Annotated in this window: 21 protein-coding genes; 2 read left to right on the top strand and 19 right to left on the bottom strand. The window is 32.6% G+C overall.

Features of this window, described 5'->3' with window-relative positions; genetic code table 11:
- Positions 1–48: 48 nt before the first annotated feature.
- The 4 genes from D1818_RS05560 to D1818_RS05545 form a co-directional block, all read right to left on the bottom strand.
- Positions 49–1,014, bottom strand: coding sequence for a pyocin knob domain-containing protein (locus D1818_RS05560; RefSeq protein WP_118456803.1), 966 nt, complete (start codon positions 1,012–1,014; stop codon positions 49–51).
- A gap of 252 nt (positions 1,015–1,266) precedes the next feature.
- A complete protein-coding gene (locus D1818_RS05555) occupies positions 1,267–1,956 on the bottom strand; it encodes a hypothetical protein (protein WP_118456801.1) in 690 nt (229 codons plus the stop codon).
- Between the two features lie 181 nt (positions 1,957–2,137).
- Complete coding sequence (locus tag D1818_RS05550; protein WP_118456799.1) at positions 2,138–2,824, bottom strand: hypothetical protein; 687 nt, start codon at positions 2,822–2,824, stop codon at positions 2,138–2,140.
- A 149-nt stretch (positions 2,825–2,973) separates the two neighbouring features.
- Positions 2,974–3,402, bottom strand: coding sequence for a hypothetical protein (locus tag D1818_RS05545; protein WP_118456797.1), 429 nt, complete (start codon positions 3,400–3,402; stop codon positions 2,974–2,976).
- 263 nt (positions 3,403–3,665) lie between these two features.
- On the opposite strand from D1818_RS05545, the gene D1818_RS05540 reads away from it, so the two are divergent.
- Positions 3,666–5,258, top strand: a complete 1,593-nt coding sequence (locus D1818_RS05540) for an IS1182 family transposase (RefSeq protein WP_205487257.1) — start codon at positions 3,666–3,668, stop codon at positions 5,256–5,258.
- A 51-nt stretch (positions 5,259–5,309) separates the two neighbouring features.
- Here the strand turns inward: D1818_RS05540 and D1818_RS05535 are convergent, their stop codons facing one another.
- From D1818_RS05535 to xerA, 15 genes are all read right to left on the bottom strand, one after another.
- A complete protein-coding gene (locus D1818_RS05535) occupies positions 5,310–6,485 on the bottom strand; it encodes a DNA cytosine methyltransferase (protein WP_118456795.1) in 1,176 nt (391 codons plus the stop codon).
- Positions 6,463–7,161 carry an MAE_28990/MAE_18760 family HEPN-like nuclease gene (locus D1818_RS05530; RefSeq protein ID WP_118456793.1) on the bottom strand — a complete coding sequence of 233 codons (699 nt, stop codon included), beginning with the start codon at positions 7,159–7,161 and terminating at the stop codon, positions 6,463–6,465. The genes D1818_RS05535 and D1818_RS05530 overlap by 23 nt, the downstream gene beginning before the upstream one ends.
- A 5-nt stretch (positions 7,162–7,166) precedes the next feature.
- Positions 7,167–8,210 carry a DUF262 domain-containing protein gene (locus tag D1818_RS05525; RefSeq protein WP_118456791.1) on the bottom strand — a complete coding sequence of 348 codons (1,044 nt, stop codon included), beginning with the start codon at positions 8,208–8,210 and terminating at the stop codon, positions 7,167–7,169.
- 210 nt (positions 8,211–8,420) lie between these two features.
- Positions 8,421–8,987: a hypothetical protein gene (locus D1818_RS05520; protein ID WP_118456790.1), complete on the bottom strand. Its 567-nt coding sequence runs from the start codon at positions 8,985–8,987 to the stop codon at positions 8,421–8,423.
- Positions 8,988–9,697: 710 nt separating this feature from the next.
- Positions 9,698–10,096, bottom strand: coding sequence for a hypothetical protein (locus D1818_RS05515; RefSeq protein ID WP_118456789.1), 399 nt, complete (start codon positions 10,094–10,096; stop codon positions 9,698–9,700).
- A gap of 63 nt (positions 10,097–10,159) precedes the next feature.
- Positions 10,160–10,993 carry a hypothetical protein gene (locus D1818_RS05510; protein ID WP_118456788.1) on the bottom strand — a complete coding sequence of 278 codons (834 nt, stop codon included), beginning with the start codon at positions 10,991–10,993 and terminating at the stop codon, positions 10,160–10,162.
- Between the two features lie 226 nt (positions 10,994–11,219).
- The gene (locus D1818_RS05505; RefSeq protein WP_118456787.1) at positions 11,220–12,200 is read right to left on the bottom strand and encodes a hypothetical protein; all 981 of its coding nucleotides are present in this window, start codon (positions 12,198–12,200) and stop codon (positions 11,220–11,222) included.
- A 589-nt stretch (positions 12,201–12,789) separates the two neighbouring features.
- Positions 12,790–13,332 (bottom strand): hypothetical protein, encoded by a 543-nt coding sequence (locus D1818_RS05500; protein WP_118456786.1) that lies wholly within the window; start codon positions 13,330–13,332, stop codon positions 12,790–12,792.
- Positions 13,332–14,348: a restriction endonuclease PLD domain-containing protein gene (locus D1818_RS05495; protein ID WP_118456785.1), complete on the bottom strand. Its 1,017-nt coding sequence runs from the start codon at positions 14,346–14,348 to the stop codon at positions 13,332–13,334. The genes D1818_RS05500 and D1818_RS05495 overlap by 1 nt, the downstream gene beginning before the upstream one ends.
- On the bottom strand, positions 14,338–15,426 hold the full coding sequence (locus D1818_RS05490) for a DNA cytosine methyltransferase (protein ID WP_118456784.1): 1,089 nt from the start codon (positions 15,424–15,426) through the stop codon (positions 14,338–14,340). The genes D1818_RS05495 and D1818_RS05490 overlap by 11 nt, the downstream gene beginning before the upstream one ends.
- A 9-nt stretch (positions 15,427–15,435) precedes the next feature.
- The gene (locus D1818_RS05485) at positions 15,436–15,744 is read right to left on the bottom strand and encodes a helix-turn-helix domain-containing protein (protein ID WP_118456783.1); all 309 of its coding nucleotides are present in this window, start codon (positions 15,742–15,744) and stop codon (positions 15,436–15,438) included.
- 186 nt (positions 15,745–15,930) lie between these two features.
- Positions 15,931–16,392 (bottom strand): hypothetical protein, encoded by a 462-nt coding sequence (locus tag D1818_RS05480; RefSeq protein ID WP_118456782.1) that lies wholly within the window; start codon positions 16,390–16,392, stop codon positions 15,931–15,933.
- Positions 16,389–16,970: a hypothetical protein gene (locus D1818_RS05475; protein WP_118456781.1), complete on the bottom strand. Its 582-nt coding sequence runs from the start codon at positions 16,968–16,970 to the stop codon at positions 16,389–16,391. The genes D1818_RS05480 and D1818_RS05475 overlap by 4 nt, the downstream gene beginning before the upstream one ends.
- A gap of 1,551 nt (positions 16,971–18,521) precedes the next feature.
- Positions 18,522–19,043 (bottom strand): hypothetical protein, encoded by a 522-nt coding sequence (locus D1818_RS05470; protein ID WP_120752534.1) that lies wholly within the window; start codon positions 19,041–19,043, stop codon positions 18,522–18,524.
- Between the two features lie 118 nt (positions 19,044–19,161).
- Positions 19,162–20,295, bottom strand: coding sequence for a site-specific tyrosine recombinase/integron integrase (gene xerA, locus D1818_RS05465; protein WP_233558606.1), 1,134 nt, complete (start codon positions 20,293–20,295; stop codon positions 19,162–19,164).
- A 132-nt stretch (positions 20,296–20,427) separates the two neighbouring features.
- On the opposite strand from xerA, the gene D1818_RS05460 reads away from it, so the two are divergent.
- Positions 20,428–20,805, top strand: a complete 378-nt coding sequence (locus tag D1818_RS05460; RefSeq protein WP_118456779.1) for a hypothetical protein — start codon at positions 20,428–20,430, stop codon at positions 20,803–20,805.
- The last annotated feature ends 426 nt before the right edge of the window (positions 20,806–21,231 follow it).

Genomic DNA, 21,231 nt, shown 5'->3' with positions numbered 1-21,231 from the left:
TGTTGTCCCAAAGGGCAACTATGTTTTGTTATATAGTGTTATAAGCTTTTATTTTTTTGTTTCGAGTAGTTTTTTAACTAGTGTTTTTAACTCCGCGATTTCTTCCGATTGCTTATTCAGTTGTTTTTCTTGTTCGATCGTATAAAGTGTCAATTCCTCAATTTTTTGAAGTAATTTAGAGTCCATTTCTCCTAGAAAAATTCCATTTTCTTCTACCTCTTTTTCACTTGGAATATCTTTTAAATGCCCATTCTCTTTAATGTAATTTTCTACTTCTTGTAGAGTTGGTAGTTGATAATCATCAAAAAACACAAAGTCAGACCATCCAGTCTCTACTTTGATTTCTTTTGCTCTAATTTTACCATTAACAGCTAATCTCCAAGATTCAGGGTTAGTTGTACCAATACCGACATTTCCACTATGATTAATAATCATATCATAGCCATTATTAACTGTATTATTGTGAGGAACTTTAAATCCTAAGTATCCTTGATTATTCCCTATAGCATACAAAGAAATATCAGAATGTAACGTTCCACCAGAGTTACTTTTTGATCTGAATCTAATGCTAGCCTCTCTATTTGGAGTATCATTTTCTAAACGCATTGTACTATAACTGTCACCATTTACAGTTAATATTCCATTACTAGTAGTGGTTGTACCTATTCCAACATTCCCGTTGTAATCTGAAAGAATAATTTTTTTCCAATTTTTCCAGTTACCATTAAAATTGTATCTCAACCATAAATCTTCTCTGTTTAGCCCAAAAGCTAGTTGAGCGTCATATCTAGTATCATTAAATTGAGTTTGAAAAATTGACCACCAATTTTGTGAATTTGGAAAGTTGTTTTCTGTTGGAGGAGCAATTTGATTGTTTCTCCAAATTGCATTTTTTTCTCCTATAGCATTATTTGCATTATTAGAAGGAATACTTGTTTTAGATTCAACGTATTCCTGAGCATTAATCAAACTAAATATTCCAAATAAAGAAATAATTAAAATTATTTTTTTCATCATTAAGTTTTTATCATTTATAATTAAGTGTCTTATTTGTAGAAAATGTTACCTTAAAATTTTGAGAAATTGCTTATAACGTTTAATATATGTGTCGTAGCAGGGCAAATTGTTACCCTGTTTTTCGATTTTTCTTGCGCATTGGTTGCTAACTTTTTCATTCTGCAAGCATTGCGCCTTACCAAATATACAAGAACCAATTGATTGATCACTTAGCTGCTATGATCACATATATGTTGTTAGCAAACGTATTTAATATATTATTTCCGTTACAATTAGTCTTTTAACAAAATAATCCGATACATCTACATTCTTGTTCAAAATTTCAGCAGCAATTAATCTTGGATCTAGAATACCTGCAGCTTCTGTCATATCCAAATATTCTTTAATAAAATCACTTTGACCGGCAACAGATTTAAGAGCAGCTCTGTATTTTCCGTAATAATTGATCTCATTGTATTTTTTATATAGCTTTATAATTGAATCGTCACTCTGAGACTTTAGGTCGTTAAATGAAGACTCAGACATTCCAATCCAGTATGTTCCGTCTTGTTTTAAGAACTTCCGTCGAGTCTTAACCCTTGGAACAGAATTATTAAGACTTAGAGTGTCGGGATTTCTTTCAATCCAAACAGAATCAGGAATTCCATATACTTGTAATTTTAAATTACTATTGTCAAATACCTTTCTGCTTTTTTTAGATGTTTTTTTCCAATTTCCAGTTGTATTGTTTTCAAGTTCATTTAAAAATTTGTGATAGGCTTGTTCGGTATTTAAGTCTGGATAATTCCTCTTTAAGAAATCATTTTCAAAATCAGAAACTAGGTAAGTAAGAGTTTTACTGTTTTCTTTTCCTAAAACATTCTCAAATTCAGAAATTTGCTTTTCATTAGAACAGCTGACTATTAAAATCAGTATAAAGAATAGTTTTATGTATTTCATTATGAGTTTTATGTGTGCTAACGCCAAATATATGAATCGGAGCAAGGCAAGTACACCTGAACCAATCGATTTATCTGCGCATTTTTATTTCTTGATTAATTTATAAAAATCTAGCGCCATTGCAAAAAGGAAATAGCCCTTAGATTTGGCACTAAATTCTGCTCTGATTTCATATATAATGTTACCTGCTGGCTTTTCTAACGATTGTTATTTGTCCGAGTAATTCCGTTCCCTCTTGATTGAAGAAAAATGTTGTTGCATCTTTCTTTGGGTTTTCTTTATTTGAGATATGCAAGCTCAATAGTTGGTAATTTGGTTTATATTTTTTTGTGTTTTTGGTTAATTCCTTAAGTCCGTTAATAGTCATAAACTTAGAATTCGATTTTTTAAAAGAATTGTATATACTCAAATTCAATTCAATACTTTGGGAACCAATACTTTTTCTTAAACTGTCTTCATTATATTTTTCGAGGATAGATTTTATAAGTGGTAGATCAATCCTATCGTCTCTATATAGATCTTCTCGATTTAAATATCCTTGTAGTAATTTTTTAAACAGGTTAGAGTCCGATTTTAAATCTGCGCCTTTATAATGAGCAGTATTTCGAGTGATTTTTAATTTGTCAATTTTAATTCCACGTCTTTCGGTCTTGAATGAAGCTTTGTAAATACAATTATCCGTCCAATTTCTAGCCAAGTACAAAAAGTCGTTTAGAATAAAAATATTCCATTTTTCGTCCATACTTCCTGCAAATACCCCTTTTTTAAGAAGCTCGAATTCTTTTTCTGATAAATCAATATCCAATTCCATCTCTATATTTTTTTCAGAGAATGATTCGGCTATTTGTATTTTTCTTTCGTTTGTCATTTATGCGCTTGCAGGTAACGGTTTCGTATAACCGTCAGTTACGGGTTAATATGCTTTAATTTTCGGTTTGGCACTGACGTTAGCAATTCCGAGTGGATTCGGACGTAGTCGAATCCGCCGTAATTGCGATTATACATTGTTGTAAAACGTTATTTTCTTTTTAATTTTTCAATTCCTTTTTCCAAATCATCAAAAAAGAATTTGTTGTCAACTATATCTTTTTCTGTTTCCATTCCAAACATAAGAGTTGATATTGCTTTCCTATTTTTATCTCCAACAATCATCAAAGAAGATTTAGGGTCAGATATGTCAAGCAATAATTCCATATCATCTCCCCATTCATAATCCACTTCGCTAATGTCAATTACTATTTTAAATGGTCTCCAAACAGCTTTTCCCAGTTCATAATTCCCTGTCATATATCCCAATTCAGATTTTCCCATTGAACCAGGTCTATATTTTCCGCTAAATTTGATATGAAGAATGTCAATTAGATGAGTGTCTCTTAAATTTTGAGTAAAAAAGTCACAAGTCATTCCGTTGCAAGTTTCTCCTAAATCTACTTTTTTTAAATTCATTATTGTTTTTAGCGTTCTGATTGGTTAATGTTTTACAACGGTTCGGCTATGATTAGTGCGGGGCGGAAATCCAGCGAATTTCCTTTCTCGCGCTAAGCAAAAGCTTTGGGTTTTGTTTTGTTTTTTTCTTGCACGAAGCAAAATCCCAAAGATTTTGCGACATCATAAATATACACAGATCTTGGCGTTTTAACCCGAAGTCCGCATTAATTATAGCCATTGTGCCTGTTGCACAAGTTAGTAAAAAGGATTAATTTCATGATATGCAAGGAAAAAAGATATATCAAGAGAAGTTGTTTAGTGATTTCCGTTTAAGTGATCGTGTAGCGGAGACCAATTTTTATTATCGTTTAAAGAGTGTTTTGCATTTAGACTTTTTATATAAAAAAACCAGTACCTATTACGGTAGAAGTGGTCAACGTAGTATTGATCCTGTAGTGTTTTTCAAGCTTTGTTTAGTTGGTTATCTAGAAAATATTATAAGCGATAGAAAGCTTATCGAGCACTGTAGTATGCGCTTGGATATCCTCTATTTTGTGGGCTATGACATTGATGAGACACTACCTTGGCATTCGACTATCAGTAGGACACGCCAGTTGTTCCCTGAAGAAATTTTTGAACAAGTATTCATCCACATTTTGGAGATGTGCATCGGCAAGGGTATGGTAAAAGGGCGCACCCAAGCGATAGATTCTGCACCTGTAAAAGCAAATGCCAGTATGGATAGTCTGGAGTTAAAAGTTCCTTGTCAAGATTTAGAAGCACACTTAGCTGCTGTACGCCATATTAGCCATCGGGATCAAGAGGTTTTTCGCAAAGCCAAGGAAAACAAAGCCAGTGAAGAGCAGCAAAGTATTACTGCCACAAAACAAGAACTAAAAAGTATTGAGTCCAGGAACAAGAACTGGAGCAAGAATCAAGACAGGCGCCCAGGTGCAAATAACAAGGGTAGCCGTTATACAAGCAACAAGACACACTACAGTCCAACCGATCCAGATGCTAGAATAAGTGTGAAGCCAGGCAAGGCTCGAAAACTCAATTATAGCAGCCAACTTAGTGTAGACACGGCAAATCATGTGATTACTGACATCAAAGCTTATCATGCAGATGGTAAGGATAGTCAATATATGGAGGACATTGTAGATCGTGTTCAACGGCGGTTGTGGAAGTCAGGATTTCAATTAGAAAACGTACTGGCAGATACAGGATATAGTAGCGGAGAGGTGTACGCTTATTTAGAAAATAAAGAGATCAAAGGTTACATACCACCACATGGCACTTACAAAGGTGGTCCAGATGGCTTTGAATATATAAAAAGTGAAGATCATTATATCTGTCCCAACAGAGCAATAGTACCTTTCAAGAAAGTGTTCAAAGACTACCGTACCCAAACCTTAAAGAAAGAATACCGTATTTCCAGTAAAATATGTAGAGACTGTCCACTATCACTTAGCTGTTTGGGAAAAACAGCTAAAGAAAAGAAATTTAGTGTAACCTACTATCGGGAGGAATATGAGCGTAACAATGCTCGACTAGCCACTCCCAAAGGCAAAGTAATGAAAGCCAAACGGCAAAGTACTGTAGAGCCTGTTTTTGGAACCCTCACCCAGTTTATGGGACTGCGCAAGATCAACACTATTGGCATAAAGCAGGCTAACAAAGTGATGCATCTATCGGCAATGGCTTATAATTTAAAGAAATATCTAAAATTCACAGAAAAACGAGTAAAAAGTGAAGCAAAAGCACTTGCTCCTCTTTTTTTTGAAAAATTGGTCTTAATACAAACACTAGCCTTCATTTTAAGCACTCAAATTTTTGAAATTTCAACAAGCATTTTCAAAATAAAAGAGGTTTAAAATAGTATTTTTAATGTCAACCCCATCAAAAGTTAAGTACTTGTGCAACGGTTACCATTGTTGTGACTCGTTTTTATTTTTCATTTCTAGTATCATACGGGTTAATGCAAAACCTAACTGAGGAGGAACCGCATTGGCTATCATTTTTCTTAAAGCAGTTGAACTTTGTACTCCAGAAAAAATATGATCATCCGGAAAACCTTGGATTCGAGCGGCTTCATTTGACGTAATTGTTCTTTTTTGAGTTGGATGTACATATCGACCTTGACCCATTGATCCATAACCAGAAGTAATGGTTTGGGCAGGAGAGTCATATCTTAATCTCCCATAGTTTGACTTATAAGAATGATTACCGTTTTTATGACATTTTGGTCGTTCGGAATCTGGCAAGTCAAACAATCCATTTTTAAATAAAAAATTTATTCTTTTAGAGTTCTCCTCTGATATTTTGGTAGAGGCATGAAAAGTAGATAAGTTCAGTTCACGAGATTCGAGATCTTTTATAAAGTCAATCAATTTAGGTTGATCATAATCTGAGTTATTAAAAGAAATATAATCTAAAATATCTTTTTTTCTAGAGGCTAACAATACATGTCTCTTTCGAGTTTGGGGTAAACCAAGGTTTACAAAATCAATTTTGACTTCACGTACTTCATATCCCCATTCCTCTAAATCCTCTTTTGTTCGTGATACTACCTTTTCTCTCGCATGGATTACTGTAGGTACGTTTTCAATTAATACAAAATCTGGTTTTAATTCTCGAATGGCATTTAAGCAAGATAAATAAAGATTATTACGAGGATCGTTTCTCCTGGTTGAATTATTTAAATCGGAGTGGCCCTGGCATGGAGGTCCAGCAACTAACAAATCAATAGGCTCTTTTTTAGGAATTAAAACAAAATCATTCGTGTCATTAAGTTCTGTTGGGAAAATTTCTCTGATGTCTTTTAAGAGAATCTTATCTGAAAACGAACTGAAATTATCTTTATAGACTTTCAGCGCATGTGGGTCGAAGTCCAAAGCAAGTGCTATATTTGGTTTAATATTTTGATCAATGCAAGCTTCAACTATTCCAGCAGTTAATCCACCACAACCACAAAAAAGATCTACAATGTTAAATGCTCTAGTCTCTGGATCGAATTGAGTTGTTTTAGGCTCAGATCGAGTCACCCATTTTGAAGTAAATTCACTATTTAAACCAATATTAAACTGCATAACCGTTTCCATCAGCGTATTTTTTAATGTAGCGTAAAGATGATTTTATATAAGTAACAGTCTTTCGCTTTATATTTATTAGATCTTCTACAGTATATTCTTGACCGCATTGACTAAATGAAATATTTCCGTGTGCTAAAGCATTTCTTTTATCCTTTACAGTTCTTAGCTCTCCTCCAGCTAAAGCAGTATAATGAATTTTTAAATCAATTGAATGTTTATTATATAATTCCCTTATTTTTCTAGCATCGAGGTTTCCACTTATTGGTAAGTGGTTAGAATTAAGAGTAAAAAACTCCATGTCTAAAATACTATTAACAACTGTAGTAATTATTTCTCTATAAGTATTTTGATTCGAAGAAAGTGGATCAGCATTTTTAAATTGTTGTTTAATCCAAAGTTTTCGAAAACTTGTATTTATTTGATCAATTGTAGTTTCTTCATTATTTATTTGATCATATAACTCAGTAAATGATTCTTTAATTGTAGACTCGACCAGATTGTAAAGTATAAGAAAACAAGTAGATTTCATTATTTTCAAAGCATCGTTGTCCAGACTAACAATCGATTTTCTATTAGCATATTGTTTATAGATTACGGTTCTAGTGTCATCTAAAGTTTCAAGAACTTTATAGTACTTCTCTACTTCTTTAACCCTCTCATTAAAGTTGTCTAAAACGTCTTGCATTTTAATTATTTTAATAATACATCTCTAACGTATTCGACACGTCCTCGAAGCTTTGGGCCTGAATTACTTGCGTGGGTAGTGGTATGTGTTTTAAATTCTTTAGAATCTAACCAATTCATGGAATGAGGAACTAAATTGGGATTTTGCATAAGCGCCAGATGAACCCCAACAGATATTGACTCAAATCTCACTCTTGGAGTAGACTTATAGCCTTTTTTCTTGGCAAAACCACTTGAAAAATAACGATCAACAAAAGTCAACATATTCTTAAAATCCTTAGCTAATTTATTTTCATCAAATGTATCTTCGTTATCCTTTAAGAATTTATCTAAGAATTTACCAACATCATGTTTGAACTTCTTATATTCACTTGAATAAGCAAAAAATCTAAGAACTAATTCCTCACGTTCTCTTCTATCTTCAAGTTGCTTGGATACTGGACAAAGTGAAACGAACAATGGGTCTTTGGAACATTTTGTAATGAATTGCATGAATTTTGAATCAAAATCTCCACGTCTAATCTCAGAAGGTTTAGCCTTAATAGCGCTGGTATTAATTCTATTGAATATCTCTTGCCTTCTTTCCAAAGTCGTAGAATCTTCAAGAATTACCATTCGAAGAGCTCTTGTATTAAATTTTCGCTGATAAGATTTTGGTAGATCAGAATATTTAAAATTTTCCAAGCTCGTAAGATATTTCAAGTCCTTTAACTTTAAATCGTCATTTCGGAAAGCTTCAAGGGTTTGAATTCTTTGTGCTCCATCCACAATTTCTAATCTTCCATCGTCTAAATCCGCTACAAATAGCATTGGAATTGGTAGTCCTAGAAAAAGTGATTCTATGAAGCCAATCTTATTTTTTTCTGGCCAAATAAATTTTCTCTGATAATCCGGTATGAAGAATAGTCCACTTTGAAATTCTTGAACAATGTAGTCTACAGTAAAGTCTCGTAAATCATATTTCGTTTCTGTTTGCTGCTCTTTTATCTGTTTTTCAGCAGCATCACGCATTTCATCAGTTATCGGCGCCACAATATTTTTTCTTGCCATGATGTAAAGTTAGGAATTTTTACTTTTCTTTCAACTTGATATGAGTCACAACGTTTAATATATGTGTCGTAGCTGGGCAAAATGTTACCTTACTTTTCGATATTTCTGCGCATTGGTTGCTAACTTTTCCATTTTGCAAGCATTGCGCCTTGCCAAAAATACAATAACCAATCGATTGCTCACTTGGCTGTTATGATCACATATATGTTGTTAGGCTTTTGTTTTGTATTCATTTATTATTTGATCATCCCACACTTGAACTTCTATATATTTGTCATATTTTAAACTTTCCTTAGCTTGAGATTTTGCCTCAGATGGTAGTCCATATTCATTAATTAGACTACTTATTTCACTCAATAAGAAAACTCGCCCATTACAATCCTTTCTATATGTATCAAGTTTGGGCTCATCATAAAATTGATATGATACCATACTGTCAGGATAAGTAAAACTTACATGGTTCGCTTTGAAGTCAGTTAACGGTATTTTTATAACACCAGGATTTATATACCAGGATTTTGCCCATTCACATTCTCCTAACGTAAAGTAGAAAGGATCACTTCTGTTAGGTTGTCCACCTTTTAAAATAAACTGTTCCTTAATTCTCTTTTCTAACGAGAATCTTAAATCAAGATAGTTTTCAGGTCTTTTACTATTCCATCCTTCCGAGATTTTATTCTGGATACTCTCAGCTTTTTCGTAACCATATTCAGTAATATTTAAGAATGGCCCATTGTCAAGTTCGTAATAATGAAATAGAAATTCAGGTATATTCATTCAGTTTGTTATTAATAAAGCCTAACAATAAGTGTAAGAAGAGCGATAGCGTCGTTGATTAAATCGTTTGCGCAGCGTTAGCGAAGACAAAGTATTTGATCAATGCATTCTTACATAATGTTATGTGCTTTTCTTTTTTGATTAATTTATCGTAAAATTAAAAAATAAAATCTCAGTTGTTCTATTTTGGCAGGCAAAAAAACTCCCAACTTTTTCGGAGCTACCCAAACCTATGGATTTATAGATCAGTCTATAATCTGTTGGTGCAGGGAACTTAATACTCCGTTTTCCATTCTGATAAACATTCCGCAATTCCGCTTCAAATTTGACTTTGTAAAAAATTTTCGCGACCTTGATCAAGTATTTATAACGTGACAGCGTTTGGATAGTGTAACTCTCCACGATACCATCGCAAAATACTTGGGCAATTCCTTTTAGCAAAGTATTTGTCCGTACTGCATATCAGAATAAAACTCCGTAATACCAGCGTATCCCTTCGAAAAAATTGTCAGATCAAAATGGGACAATTGCACCTAACGCCAAATATATGAATCGGAGCAGGGCAAGCAAGCCTGAACCAATCGATCTATCTGTGCATTTTTATTTCTTGTTTAATTTATAAAAATCTAGCGCCACTGCAAAAAGGAAATGACTTTTCGATCTAGCACTAAACTTTGCTCTGATTTCATATATCTTGTTAGGCAACGTTTTTATGTTCCGTGTTGTCTAACACTTTTAACTTTTCCGTTTTCAAAAGTCAATTCTAATAAATCTGGGTCTGATCCGCTAATGCTTGGAACAAAACCTAGACAATAAGAAATAGTATTTTCAGAATACGAATCATAATCAGAACCCAATATTTCAATAACATTTTCTTTATTCAGTCCGACTAGAATTTTACTCTCAATTATATCTTTTGACATAACATATCTTTCTTCTTTATCTCTAGTCCACAATTCTTTGTCAAATTTTACTTCTACGTAATCCAATCCGTTAAAAATGTCCGAATTTGCAAAACTTACAATAGAATAGGTATAATAAATTAGAGCAAAACAAATAATTCCAATTAAAATTATTCCATAATATTTCAGGTTAGTTTTACTTTTCATTTCTAATGTTGTCTAACGTTAAATATAACAAACGTTGCTGACCTAAAGGGCAGCTATGTTTTGTTATATAGTGTTATGCTCTTTTATTTTTTCGATTATTTCTTCTTTGTTATTCAATATATAAGTGCTCGGTATTTCCATTTCATCAAAGTGTCGATTTAACAACTCATTTTCGTTATCTTGTATTAACCAATACACAACTTTCATTCTAGCGACTAACTCTTTAAAACATTCGTGAAATGTGGATCCCATTCCATCTAAATTTCTAAGATCTAGTATTAGAGATTCGTTCGAGTTTAGGGTTTTAAAGAAGTCAGTTAATTGCTCTTTTTCATGAATGCTTAAACTTCCAAATAATCTTACAGTTAATGGGGTTTTGTTTGTGATTTTCCATTGTTCACTTATTCCAAAATATCCTTGAATTAATTCAATGTGATTTAAAACAGGTCCACTTTTAAAACAATTGTTGAGAATTAAAAATAGGTTTTTGATGATTTCTAATTCTCTAGTTTTATTATTCGGTGAGTGAAATTTAATTATTTTTGATTCCGAATCCAATTCATTTAGGCTGCATTCAATTCCTATTCCGTCTAGAATTATTCTTTCATCAATTTGAGGTTTTTCAAATATTTGAGTAATCAATTCACCTATTTTAAACTTTTCCGAAATATTACTGTCCAGAATTTTATTTTTCGCTGAGTAACGTTCTTTTTCAGCCTCTTCATTAAAAGACTTTAATTTTTTTAATTCAAGATATTCCGCTGTTGTTAATTTGTCTTTTTTATCAAGCCCATTCAGATCTTTGAGTCTAGGGTGAATTTCATATTCAATATCATTTCCATCCAATATAATTGAAGAGAATTTATGAAATGACGGTTTCAGCTTGATTTTTATCATTGAGATTATTAAGTTTTTGAGCGATTGAGCATAACGTTCTATGTATGAAACGTAGCGTACAAAAAGACACTAACTTTTCGGGTTAACACAGAGCCGAATTTTTATATTTTGATTTAATTTTTCAGTTTTAAAGCCAAATTAAAAGTTTGGCGGACTTTCTAAATATACATAAACCTTTGGGTTAAGCACTTATTAGCTATGTTTTATACACCGTGTTACCAGCTGGCTATTTTTTGTTTTTATCATTGAATAAATCGTATTGCTTTTCATCTGCTTCTTTCTTTTTGCGATAGTTTCGTCCTTCTTTCGTCTCAATTGGCTTATCGTTTTCGAAATATTCATTCACTCTAATAACTTCGTATTTAACTATTTTTTCAATTCCTTCGTTGTCAATTTTCTTGTGTATTATTAAATGACAATTGATTGATGAGCCATTTTTAAATTCAATATTCCCAGTTTGTACTAATGTTTTAAACTCATTAGATTTCATATAAAATGGAATAGGTTCTCCATTAAAATATCCAGTCCATTTATATTTTCCTTTTTTTAATACAGGTGATATGATTTCTATAATAGCATTTTCTATATTAATAGGTTCAAGGTCATCAGAAGTTAGAATGTAACTTTTAAATTTTACTCTTTCAATGAAAATATCTTTTGTTGAATTGACTTTTTCCTCGTCAGAAATACGATAGGAAACTTTTTGAACTTTAGGGTATTTATCTAAACTTTCATAAAAGTTAGATTTTTTCTTTTTTATGACATTATTGAAATCAATAGTCTCGATGTCATTTTTGGATTTATCTTGAAGTTCTTTTATCTCAAGTCGTAGTTTCTCTTTTTGCAATTCATTAAGTTCAGTGTCTTCAAATAGTTTATCTATGATTTTTTCAGATATTTTAGCAATCGGAGTTGTTAAAAGAACAGTAACTAAGCTTATTATTACAGCACTTGTTACAGTAGCATTTTTCTTTTCTCCTTTTTTTACAACTTTCAACCATTTTTTAAGACCTCCTTCACCAAAAGGTTCAGTTTCGATTGTTATTTCAGTTCCTAAAAGAGTCGAAACTTCCTTGATAATTCCTAAAATTTCATATTCACACCTATTCTGAACAACAGCATTCATTGTATGAGTTGTATCCTCAAACCAATAATGAATTTCAAGTGTGTTTCCGTAAATGTTATTTTCTGGATTATATAAAATCATTTAGAAATTACGTTTTGTTTTGCTTGCTGGTAACAATAAGTGTAAGAAGAGCGATAGCGTCGTTGATTAAATCGTTTGCGTAGCGATAGCGAAGACAAACTATTTGATCAATGCATTCTTACATAGTGTTATGTGCTTTTCTTTTTTGATTAATTTATCGTAAAATTAAAAAATAAAATCTCAGTTGTTCTATTTTGGCAGGCAAAAAAACTCCCAACTTTTTCGGAGCTACCCAAACCTATGGATTTATAGATCAGTCTATAATCTGTTGGTGCAGGGAACATAATACTCCGTTTTCCATTCTGATAAACATTCCGCAATTCCGCTTCAAATTTGACTTTGTAAAAAATTTTCGCGACCTTGATCAAGTATTTATAACGTGACAGCGTTTGGATAGTGTAACTCTCCACGATACCATCGCAAAATACTTGGGCAATTCCTTTTAGCAAAGTATTTGTCCGTACTGCATATCAGAATAAAACTCCGTAATACCAGCGTATCCCTTCGAAAAAATTGTCAGATCAAAATGGGACAATTGCACCTAACGTCCATTGTATGGTGCGTTTGCATCCCGCAGGGTGCATATGCATTATACAAATTGTTGTATGCCGTTTTTTTTAAGTTGAATGATTAAATCTTGTTGTGTCGAAAATGTAATGAGTTGGTCAAAATTTCTTAATTCGAAAATTTGATCTCTAATATTTACTCCATTAATTTTTATTAGCTTCTTAGTTGCTATACCACTTAAATATACTTTAGAGTCTTCAGTTGCTACTCCCATAACACATAGATTTGCATGATTTAGACTTATTTTTGGATAATTATTTGTTTTAAAAGTAATTAGGTTAATGCTGAAACCTTCAATAAAATATGGTTTTCTTTTATAATTTTTATTCATTCTTTTGTCCCAATCAAATGGAGTTTTAAATAAAGTATTTTCAAAGGCATACTCAGACAAAATGTTATTTCTTAGTTTGTTATAATACATTTGGCCTTCCATTCTATCTCTTAATTGTCCCATATCTTTTAAATTCAAATGATTAAGGGCGCATTCTTGTATTTTTCCAGTAATATACTTTGGAACTTTAACAATTTTAAAATGTGGTATTTGTTTTAAAAAATCTATTTCCATCAGAAAGCCATATAATATTTCCCCTCTTCAAATTTGTAAAAAGTCAACTTGTCACTTCCATATTCCTCTAAAGTTTCCAATGTCACAGGTTCATATTTTTTTAAAACTCCGCTTTTTTCTAATTTTCCCTTTAGCCATATTCCAAAAACCTGTAAACTATCTTTTGAACGGATATTTTTAAAATAATCTCCTTGAGTTCTCATAGGAATTATTAAACCATCATCGGTATAAGCAAGAAAATCGCCTTTAGGATAAAAGGTTTGAGAATTCAAATCATTATTTGCAATAAGTTCTATTTCATACCAAGGTCTTGGTTTAATTTTCCCAGTTTTTTTGTTTTCTCTTCCTTTTCCAAAATAAACATTCAGGTTTGATTTTTCCTTTTCAGCAACTCTGTCTAATGGGAAAATAAATTTTGGTAGTTTTTCTAAAGAAATTGATGAAGAATCATAAGTTTTTAGACTGGTCCAAAGCCTCTCTACTTTATCAAGAACAATTTTCTTTTTACCAGGAACTGTTATATCAGCTTGGTCTATTGAGATAGAGTAGGAAGGTGAGTAAAGGTCATTCAAAAATGCAATTAGATTTACTTTTTGATTGTCATCTAAAATTGGGACTGTACATTCTATATTTCCTTTAGTACCACTTGCAGAAAAATTTGATGAACCAACATAAATATTTGACGTAACATCTTTATCGAATTGATATACTTTACCGTGGTATCTTCTGCCATTAGTTACGAATACACCTGAATTGTTATCGTAAGCTTTTAAAGCATCATTCAATTTTGTTACTGCGATTAGCTTTTTTTGACCTAAACCCTCATAAAATGCCATACCTAATAGCAGTCTCGATGTACCACCTTTTTTGGCAATTTCAATAAACGGTTTTTCAAAAGCATTAATTACGTCAAGTGAAGCGTAGCCTGATGCAACAGTAATATTATTTGACGTCTTAAATTCTTTATCTAAAACATTCCGAAAATCGCCTCCATATTTTTGAATATTAGTGTGCATTAACCTTGATGTTTTCTAAAAATGTTTTAATCTGTTTTGCAAAAGGATAAATACCTGAAGGTGGAACAGAATTTCCAATTTGTTTTCTCACTTCTGTAATAGTACCCTCAAATACAAAATCGTCTGGATAACCAAATAACCTTGCTCTTTCTCTGTTTGTTAATGGCCTTGGTTCATCATAATGATATCCCCAAGTTCCGCCACCACCGGCTGCAATAATGGTCGTTGATGGTTTGTTAGGATGAAGCCTGCGATAAACGTGAGAAATCATTCCTTTTACATAATGTGGTGAGTCTTTTGGTATGTCAGTAAAATTGCCTCCTGGTGGAATTAACTTTAGTTTTTCAATAGTACCAGCCTGTATGTTTTGATGCTCATTGTTATGTTTTACTTTTTTCACCCCTTTTAAGGCTTCTTTGGCAGATAAATAATTGTCAGCGTCATTTGTTGGTGCAGGAATGTCAAAAAATGTATCTAAATCTTTTCTTACTCCAATAATCAAAACTCTTTGACGAAGTTGAGCTACTCCATACTCTGCGAAATTCACTAAATATGCAGTTGTATTATAACCGTGATCTCCTGTTTCTGAAAAGTCTTTAATTATTGTCTTTATGGCTTTTTTCTTATTCGCAGTTAAAATTCCTTTTACATTTTCTGCAACAAACATTAAAGGTTGCTTTTGAGAAACTATTTCAACAAAATTTTGATATAAATTACCTCTGTCTGTTGTTATTCCGCCTCTTTTCCAAATCATAGAAAAATCTTGACAAGGGAAACCGCCAAGAATCAAATCTGCATCTGGTATTTTAGAATAATCTAATTGAGTAATATCTCCACAAACAATATGGTCTCCAATGTTTTTAGCATAAGTTTCGCAAGCTCTTTGTTCAATATCATTTGCCCATTTTATATTGAAACCAGCTTTGTCAAAACCTAAATCCATTCCGCCACAACCTGAAAAAAGTGAAATGACATCAATTTTTTCTTTCGATTGCTCTTTTAATTTTTCAATTGGTGGTGAATATATCCTTAACTGTGGTTCCTTGACAATGTTTACATTTTCTATATCTGTACTCATTCTATCTGATTAGTTTTTAATTGGATGTGATTTCAAATATTTAACTTTTTTTTCGGCTACTTTTAGAACTTTGTTTGCACAATCTTCACCTGCTATTTCATAGGCAATTTTGTCACTCATAAATTGGACTAATAACTCATCTTTATCGAGTGTTAGTATTTCAGCAAGTTTATCCAACATTTCTTTTGTCGGTTTTCGTTCGTTTCTTTCGATTTTACTCAATATAGCTTGGTCGATATCAACATAGGCAGAAACTTGTCTTAAAAGAAGTCCAAGCGCTTGTCTTTGATTGCGTAAAATTTCTCCGATTGTTTCCATTTGAAAATTATTACTTGACAATAAGTGTCAAATTTATATGATTGATTTTATGAAAGCAATAAATTTAATAGAGTTTCTCCAGAAGTTATTAACTGAAGATTATTGAAAATTGAACCGTTGCGTTTTTAATGGCATACAACGGTAAATATAACAAACGTTGTTGTTCCGAAGGACAACTATGTTTTGTTATATAGTGTTATGTTCTTTTTTTATTTGTTCGGTCAACTTTAATATTCTTTTTGAATCCATTTCATCCCAATGAGGTTTTTTATATGAATATGAATTAAATTTTTTGATTGCTCGGTACAATGGTAAAATTATTTGATCATAATTCCCTTCGAATTCTTTGACCAGTTTTACTGGTTTACTTTCGAATTCGTCAGATTCTGAAATTATAATGTTGTAACTTTTCTCAAGTTTTTTTATCTCAAAATAATAACAATGAGGTTCCAAATGCCAGATTACTTTCGAAGGGTTTGTTATTCCGCTACTTAATTGAAGTAACGTATCACATAATTGTTCAATTGGATCGGTTGGAACATTAGAAAGATCTATTTCTAAACTGAAATCCTGCCATTGAAAATTCATAAATAGCCATCCATGTTCTGGAATTCCAAATTCGATATATATCCTGTTGTTCTTTTTCATTTAAATAACTCTGCCATTTCTTTGTTTCCAGAGTTCTGAGCTAAACTATGCCCTAAATTCCAAATCTCTTTTTCCCAGTTTTTCCATCCAGTACTATTTGGATTATTTGCCAAAATTTGAGTTTCAATATTTTTTGCAATTACATTATACTCGTAAGAAACTCCATCCAATGTAATTCCTTTGTTGGCGTCAAACATTTCAAGCTTATTTATTTTCCAGATAGGATCATCAGTATCATTGATTTTGTCTTCAACATATAATTCTGTAATTTCTCCATTAGCGTTATAGAGAAAAAGACCTTGAGTAAGTTTCTCAGGATTATTAATTCCTCTGAATTCAGTTTTGTTATACTTAATTGTTATTAAACCACCCCAACCAACAAATGACAAACTCATTTTTGCGATCCAAATATAATCTATTGAAATTTCGTTGTCACGCCAACCTTTTTCATTACGAATTGTATGTCCGCCAGCATAAAGTTCGTTCAATCCAACTTTAAGAGCTAAATTTCTTTTTATAGCTTCATTCAGCTGGAATTTTTTCAGTTTTTCAGATTGTCTTATTTCAGCTCTAGTCATTTTTTTGATTGAACATAACGATTGATGTATGGTTTGTAGCGGGCGGGCACAAAACTTACCCTCCACCGCCACCCAAAGATAGCAAACGCGCGTGAAATTCCGTTAGGAATTTCCGCCGCTATGAATTATACATTTTGTTATGTGCCGGCTTTTTTGACCCTACACTTTGCAAAATTACCCAAGCAAAGCGATGATTGCTTAACTACTATTTGCGTTATATTTTTTAATTCTCTGCGATCGCTTTGCGACTTTGGATTATGTACTTGCCATCATAAAAATACTCAGACCTTCCGTCAGTCGCTGATTTGTAAGAGACTTTGTATCAGAGCGGACTTTCAAAAACAAACCCAGCCCTCTCGTCCGTGGCCTGTCCGTTTAATTTTTGCTTGCGTTTTGCTTTTCAGTCCTCAGATGCTGGCATATAACGTTTGATGTATGGTTTATAGCGGGCGGGCACAAAACTCACCCTCCGCAGCCACCCAAAGATAGCAAACGCGCGTGAAATTCCGTTAGGAATTTCCGCCGCTATGAATTATACATTTTGTTATATGCCGGCTTTTTTACAAGCCTATACTTTGCAAACTTACCCAAGCAAAGCGATGATTGCTTAGCTACTATTTGCGTTATATTTTTTAATTCTCTGCGATCGCTTTGTGACTTTGGATTATGTACTTGCCATCATAAAAATGCTCAGACCTTCCGTCAGTCGCTGATTTGTACTAGACTTTGTATCAGAACGGACTTTCAAAAACAAACTCAGCCCTCTAGTCCGTAGCCCGTCCGTTTAATTTCTGCTTGCGTTTTACTTTTCAGACCTCAGATGCTGGCATATAACAATAAGTGTAAGAAGAGCGATAGCGTCGTTGATTAAATCGTTTGCGCAGCGTTAGCGAAGACAAAGTATTTGATCAATGCATTCTTACATAATGTTATGTGCTTTTCTTTTTTGATTAATTTATCGTAAAATTAAAAAATAAAATCTCAGTTGTTCTATTTTGGCAGGCAAAAAAACTCCCAACTTTTTCGGAGCTACCCAAACCTATGGATTTATAGATCAGTCTATAATCTGTTGGTGCAGGGAACTTAATACTCCGTTTTCCATTCTGATAAACATTCCGCAATTCCGCTTCAAATTTGACTTTGTAAAAAATTTTCGCGACCTTGATCAAGTATTTATAACGTGACAGCGTTTGGATAGTGTAACTCTCCACGATACCATCGCAAAATACTTGGGCAATTCCTTTTAGCAAAGTATTTGTCCGTACTGCATATCAGAATAAAACTCCGTAATACCAGCGTATCCCTTCGAAAAAATTGTCAGATCAAAATGGGACAATTGCACCTAACGGTTGGGCTATGGCAAGTAGGGCAGGCAAGGAAACTTTTCGTTTCCGTCTAGTCTACGAGCCAGAGCTTTTTGTTTTGTAATTATTTTTTCTTTTTTAATTGCCAAATCCAAAAGATTTGGAGGACTTCGCAAACACGCTTAAGCCTTTAACTATAGCACTTTATGCCCTATTTGTTATAGCCTGTGTTGTGCACAGTATTTTTTCAGTATGCCCACCTTTTGGGTTCTCCCGCAAAAATCCAGTTTTCTCCATCCAGTTTATAGATTACAATTTTCCCTCCGTTATTTCCAAGATTATAGGCAATCAACGCATACTTTTTATCATTTGTATAAATTGGTCGAGAAATTGAGATAGGAAAACTTCTCCATTTGCTTTTGTTATTATTGAATTGACGAATCTGTTTTTTTAATTTTTTAATTTGTTCTTTTTCCGACAATTCGAGTTCACGTTGGACTTTTCGAAAACTTAAGTTTTGATTATTTGATATTAAATAGACATTCTTTAGTTCGTCCTTATTCCAGTTCTTCAAATCCTGTATTTTTGCATTTTCAAACAATTCTACAATTGTCAACGAATCGGTCAGAATGTTTGGGTTGTCTAGAATTATTTTTTGTTCTTTTAATGAACCCAAACGATTTCTATTGGCCCATTTATCATTATCAACTTTGAATTTGTATGGCTTTTGATAAATCAACTTGGTCATATCTTCGAGTCCCTTTTCCATTAGATTTTGTGAAAAGGATATTGCGGTAATGCAAATAATTAATATGGAAGCTAGAGTTTTTTTCATATTGTGCACAACAATAGTATAACTGCTATTGCTGTTATATATCTTTTATCACTTACAAATCTAGGGGATTTTTAATCATTCTAAAAGTATTTGTAGCAACGTGGGTGTAAATTTCAGTTGTTTTACTAGAGCTATGACCCAATAATGATTGTATATAACGAAGATCGGTTCCGTTCTCTAGTAAATGTGTAGCAAAACTGTGCCTTAGCGTATGAGGGGTAATTCTCTTTGTAATTTTAGATTTTTTGGCTGCTTTTTCTATGATTGCTTTTACACTGCTTGCACTGTATGGATTTCCTTTTGGCCCTTCAAATAAAAAATGTTTAGGTTGGTATTGCTTGAAATAATTCCTTAAATCTTTTAATACATTGGTAGATAATAATGTATACCTGTCTTTGTTACCTTTTGCGTGGACAACCCTGATTACCATTCGCTTGCTATCGATATCTGATATTTTTAAATTGAGTAACTCAGCTCTTCGTAATCCAGCAGAATATAATAGACTAACAATACATTTGTGTTTTAGGTTATTTGTATTATTGATGATGGATAAGATTTCCTCTTTGCATAATACAATAGGAAGTTTTTGCTGTTTTCTAGGTCGTTCTATGGCATAAAACCTGTTTGGCATGTTAAGAACAATCTCGTAATAAAACTTTATACTATTAATGGCTAGATTGACATAAGAATTTGATTTTTTTTCACTTATTAATTTTCTAAGATACCTTCTTATTTCTAGCTCACCAATGCTTAAAAGTTCAATATCTGTATAATAATTTATAAAAGCTTCAAAAGCATTCACATAAGATCTTACCGTATTTTGAGAATAACGCTTTAATAATAGTTTTTGCAAATATTCTTCAGGACAAACTCTGTAGGTGTTTGCTAACCTTCTATTCTTAAGTGATTGAAGATTAGCAATTGGGTTAGAATGGTTAATAACCTTATCGCTATAAAAATAATTACAATTGAGCCAAGCCACACCTCTAAACTTCTCAAAAATTAAATCTATGTTTTTTTGATTATTAATAATATAAGGCATTTTGAAACGATGACTCCATCTAGGATTGGGTAATTCTTTGATTAAAGCCTGAATAACTTTATCAGGATAGAACTGCAAACCAATCATTTTTTGTTGATCGATCATTAAGTGCTTTAGAGTGATATTTTTACTTATATGTTTCATGCTGATCAAATATGCTTTTTTTAATAGTGTATTACAACAAAATCCATCGAATTAAACGTTTAATAAACGTTTAATTCGATGGATAGGTAACATTTATAAGAATAATGACACTATATTAGAAAGGGATATGTTATGATGCGAAATTGTACCTATTGTAATGAGAAGTTCGAAGGAAGAATTGGTAAAAAGTACTGTTCCTCTTATTGTAGATCGGCTTTTTATTATCAACAAAATAAGGAGAAAGAAGATACTCTTTTTAAAAAAATAGATGATCAATTAAAAAAGAACCGTAAAATACTAAAGACGTATAATAAAGCTGGTTTAGTAACTATCCGAAAAGAAAAACTTTTAGAAGAAGGTTTCGATCCTAAGTATTTCACTCATTATTGGAAAAATAGCAAAGGGCAAGTCTATTTATTTTGTTATGAATACGGTTTCACTAAGGTACAAAAGCATCAAATAGAAAAGTATGTATTGGTGCAGTGGCAATCCTATATGGATAGTATTTAAATTTTAACATAAACTGTTAATTTAAGTGTTTTTTCCGCTTACATACCTCAAAACCCACTACTATAAGTGTGGGAGGGGTACTTATACCAGTAGGGTGCTTAGTAAGAAAACAAAGCAGAGGGTACTGGTGATGGTGGGGGTACGATATTAAAACATCGGTTTGGGGTACCTAAAACAGAAGAAGCACTAGGTAGAAACAGAAGTGTTGCTATGTCTAGAGAGAAGTCGCTCTTGTGTTAGATGGAAGCACCACTTCTGTTGTACATACCGTAAGGCTACCGTAGAGATAGGAGGGGAGTACTCCTGCAGTACCCCTATCAGGTGCTGTACTGTTAATTTTTTAACAATTATTATGTGGCATTTGGTAGGCTATAGAGATACACCTAGTAGAATTCTCTTTTCTTTTATGAAAACCTCAGCATTTTT

It is taken from the genome of Aquimarina sp. BL5, assembly GCF_003443675.1.
In the GTDB taxonomy this organism is placed as follows: domain Bacteria; phylum Bacteroidota; class Bacteroidia; order Flavobacteriales; family Flavobacteriaceae; genus Aquimarina.
Note: the sequence above shows the minus strand (reverse complement) of the source record. Positions and strands in the feature narration are given on the sequence as shown.

Excerpts from the sequence above, each read along its gene's own strand:
- D1818_RS05500 (WP_118456786.1), bottom strand. The coding sequence starts at position 13,332 with ATGGAAATAGATTTTTTAAAACAAATACCACATTTTAAAATTGTTAAA.
- D1818_RS05530 (WP_118456793.1), bottom strand. The coding sequence starts at position 7,161 with ATGCAAGACGTTTTAGACAACTTTAATGAGAGGGTTAAAGAAGTAGAG.
- D1818_RS05480 (WP_118456782.1), bottom strand. The coding sequence starts at position 16,392 with ATGAAAAAGAACAACAGGATATATATCGAATTTGGAATTCCAGAACAT.
- D1818_RS05505 (WP_118456787.1), bottom strand. The coding sequence starts at position 12,200 with ATGATTTTATATAATCCAGAAAATAACATTTACGGAAACACACTTGAA.
- D1818_RS05495 (WP_118456785.1), bottom strand. The coding sequence starts at position 14,348 with ATGCACACTAATATTCAAAAATATGGAGGCGATTTTCGGAATGTTTTA.
- D1818_RS05560 (WP_118456803.1), bottom strand. The coding sequence starts at position 1,014 with ATGAAAAAAATAATTTTAATTATTTCTTTATTTGGAATATTTAGTTTG.
- D1818_RS05515 (WP_118456789.1), bottom strand. The coding sequence starts at position 10,096 with ATGAAAAGTAAAACTAACCTGAAATATTATGGAATAATTTTAATTGGA.
- D1818_RS05545 (WP_118456797.1), bottom strand. The coding sequence starts at position 3,402 with ATGAATTTAAAAAAAGTAGATTTAGGAGAAACTTGCAACGGAATGACT.
- D1818_RS05470 (WP_120752534.1), bottom strand. The coding sequence starts at position 19,043 with ATGGAAAAGGGACTCGAAGATATGACCAAGTTGATTTATCAAAAGCCA.
- D1818_RS05485 (WP_118456783.1), bottom strand. The coding sequence starts at position 15,744 with ATGGAAACAATCGGAGAAATTTTACGCAATCAAAGACAAGCGCTTGGA.
- D1818_RS05535 (WP_118456795.1), bottom strand. The coding sequence starts at position 6,485 with ATGGAAACGGTTATGCAGTTTAATATTGGTTTAAATAGTGAATTTACT.
- D1818_RS05550 (WP_118456799.1), bottom strand. The coding sequence starts at position 2,824 with ATGACAAACGAAAGAAAAATACAAATAGCCGAATCATTCTCTGAAAAA.
- D1818_RS05525 (WP_118456791.1), bottom strand. The coding sequence starts at position 8,210 with ATGGCAAGAAAAAATATTGTGGCGCCGATAACTGATGAAATGCGTGAT.
- D1818_RS05540 (WP_205487257.1), top strand. The coding sequence starts at position 3,666 with ATGCAAGGAAAAAAGATATATCAAGAGAAGTTGTTTAGTGATTTCCGT.
- D1818_RS05460 (WP_118456779.1), top strand. The coding sequence starts at position 20,428 with ATGATGCGAAATTGTACCTATTGTAATGAGAAGTTCGAAGGAAGAATT.
- D1818_RS05475 (WP_118456781.1), bottom strand. The coding sequence starts at position 16,970 with ATGACTAGAGCTGAAATAAGACAATCTGAAAAACTGAAAAAATTCCAG.
- D1818_RS05520 (WP_118456790.1), bottom strand. The coding sequence starts at position 8,987 with ATGAATATACCTGAATTTCTATTTCATTATTACGAACTTGACAATGGG.
- D1818_RS05510 (WP_118456788.1), bottom strand. The coding sequence starts at position 10,993 with ATGATAAAAATCAAGCTGAAACCGTCATTTCATAAATTCTCTTCAATT.
- D1818_RS05555 (WP_118456801.1), bottom strand. The coding sequence starts at position 1,956 with ATGAAATACATAAAACTATTCTTTATACTGATTTTAATAGTCAGCTGT.
- D1818_RS05490 (WP_118456784.1), bottom strand. The coding sequence starts at position 15,426 with ATGAGTACAGATATAGAAAATGTAAACATTGTCAAGGAACCACAGTTA.
- xerA (WP_233558606.1), bottom strand. The coding sequence starts at position 20,295 with ATGAAACATATAAGTAAAAATATCACTCTAAAGCACTTAATGATCGAT.